The following is a 2,377-nucleotide window of genomic DNA, read 5'->3' on the forward strand; positions in this document are numbered from 1 at the left end:
GCAAAAATACTTCCATTTACCTTCCTGTTGATGTAAAATTATTCCTATGTTTTACTTTTTAATACAGAAAGGGATTACTATGAAATCATTAATCAAAACGACATGTACAGCATTATTATTTACTGGAATATTAACAGGATGTAATAGCAATACTACATCAAAACAAGAAAAGAGCGCTCTCGAAAAGAATGCAATGCACTATGGAGAAATAGTTAAAAACGAATACTATAGAGCAACAGTTGAAAATGCAAAGTTTGAAAAAATAGACAAAGAGCGGCGCCTTACTACTCGTGTTATGATTAATAATGTTCGGGACGATGGACAAACTATTGATCTTTCGGAAATAAAATATTTCATACAAGATGAAAAAACTGGTCAGAAATATGAAGGTGAAGCTCATCCGATAGATGACGAGCACTATAAAAATGTTCCACACGAATTCTCTTTAACTACTGACGTTGTGTTTGAACTGAAAACTTCACCAAAAGATTTAAATAATATGTATTTATACATAGATAGCAAAGCTGCGCCGTTAACAAATACATATTGGAAGCTTGATAATTTAGTATCTAAATAGAAAGACCAGTCTTAAATGACTGGTCTTTTTACATTCATACATTTACCTTTCATTAACACTTATATTCATTTTCTAATAACAACTTGAATAACATCAGCTAAACCAGTGTGCCCTTTCCCTTCAACTCGCTCTTGTTCTCCATTAAAGAAATGAATTACCTTATGTTCTTCACACCAAGTAAGAATATCAATTGGATCATACAGCATATCAACATCTTTTGGTCCACCAGTACCATAGTTTATTTGTTTTTTTGAGTAAACTTCAAACATAATTAAACCACCAGGCTTTATCGTTTGTATCATTTTACCTAATATCATTTTTTTATAATCATCATGAAAATGTCCAAATACCATAATTGCTGCATCATATTCATTTTCTGGCAAACTATCAGCTAATAAATCTACTTTTTTTGTATGCACGTTTACATTATGCTTCTCTGCCAATTTTTTTGTCTTCTCTAATCCATCTTCCGAATAATCAATAGCTGTTACTTCGTTCCCTTGTCTTGCTAGAAATACAGCATTTCTACCTTCTCCCTCCGCAAATGCTATTACTTTATTGTGATTTGCTAAACGAAATGCTTGTTCTTTAATAAATGTATTAGGTTCTTCCCCGTAAAAATATTCATCTGATTTATATCGATCATTCCAAAATTTAGTCATCATCTTCTCTCCTTCTTCATATCATTTTCTAACTACAATTAAAGATATCAAAGAGTTTTTTTATCCTTAATTAATTTAAAAATAAAAGCAGATTAAAAATCCACTTTTATTTTTTTCGCAAGATCTACGATTTTTTGATTTCGTAACTCTTCTTCCATTTTCTCTTCTGCTGCGAGCATTACTTCATTAATTAAACATCCAGGTTTGTCATGTAAACAACATTCAAACAATGATGTTTTACCTTCAATTGCATGTATAATATCTAAAAATGAAATATCTTCCCAATTCTTACTAAGCGAGTAACCGCCCTTTGGACCAGATGATGAATGTATCATCCCTTCCTTCGTCAACTTAGTTAGTATTTTAGACAAGTACGTTGGTGAAACATTTTGCATTTCTGCTAATTGGTGAACACTAACTAACTTATTTGGTGTAGCCTTTGCCAGAAAAAGCATTGTATGAAGAGCATAATTTGTAGCTTTAGAATATTTCATAATACAGCCCCTATTGTAGACTTCATTTATCTACAATAACTTTATTTTTTTATTATGTCAAACGTTTGTAATACTCCATACAACATTATTTCTTCACAAGTAATACATCTGCCGCGCAAATCGTCACTTCTCTAAATGGAGAGTCAAATAAAACACCTAGTTCAAAACCATCTTCAGTAAGAGCTATTTCATGATATAACCACCAAGCATTTTCAAAGTTTTCCGGCATAGAACACTTTGTTACTCCTATAAAGGTTACTTCAAGTTTATCAAATTCACTAAAAGTACCACTGCAATCTAATACGATAGACAAAGTATCTTCTGATTCTCTCTTTATTACTTTAATTACACTATCGTGTAGTGATGTCTTGTGTAACTGAGCGACATTTGACGGAAGTTTTTTCTCAATGGAATTAAAATATTCTACGTATAATTGATCTAATTGTGCCACTCTTTTCTCATAATCTGTTGACCACTTTTGCATACGTTTTTTCAGTTCACCTGATGGGTATTCTGAATTAATTGTGATGTTTTGTATAATTGAGTATATCGATTCAGGAAGGAATTTTAATAAATCTATTTTCCTTTCCTCTATTTCTTTCTTTAAACTTTGTATATCCATTTCTGACCATTCTTTTATAGAC

General features: G+C 31.3%; 4 protein-coding genes. 1 reads left to right on the plus strand and 3 read right to left on the minus strand.

Going from position 1 to position 2,377, the window contains the following annotated elements:
* Positions 1-79 precede the first annotated feature (79 nt).
* Complete coding sequence (locus ACQGS6_RS26630; protein WP_000838470.1) at positions 80-577, plus strand: hypothetical protein; 498 nt, start codon at positions 80-82, stop codon at positions 575-577.
* Between the two features lie 65 nt (positions 578-642).
* Here ACQGS6_RS26630 and ACQGS6_RS26635 read toward each other — a convergent pair whose 3' ends face one another.
* The 3 genes from ACQGS6_RS26635 to ACQGS6_RS26645 all read right to left on the minus strand — a co-directional run.
* Positions 643-1,242: a class I SAM-dependent methyltransferase gene (locus ACQGS6_RS26635; protein ID WP_001987438.1), complete on the minus strand. Its 600-nt coding sequence runs from the start codon at positions 1,240-1,242 to the stop codon at positions 643-645.
* Between the two features lie 89 nt (positions 1,243-1,331).
* A complete protein-coding gene (locus ACQGS6_RS26640; protein WP_000877650.1) occupies positions 1,332-1,733 on the minus strand; it encodes an Rrf2 family transcriptional regulator in 402 nt (133 codons plus the stop codon).
* Between the two features lie 85 nt (positions 1,734-1,818).
* A partial coding sequence (locus ACQGS6_RS26645) for a DUF4085 family protein (protein WP_426965888.1) occupies positions 1,819-2,377 on the minus strand: 559 nt, incomplete at its 5' end.

This window comes from Bacillus sp. GMs2/2 (assembly GCF_050172095.1).
Taxonomy (GTDB): domain Bacteria; phylum Bacillota; class Bacilli; order Bacillales; family Bacillaceae_G; genus Bacillus_A; species Bacillus_A cereus.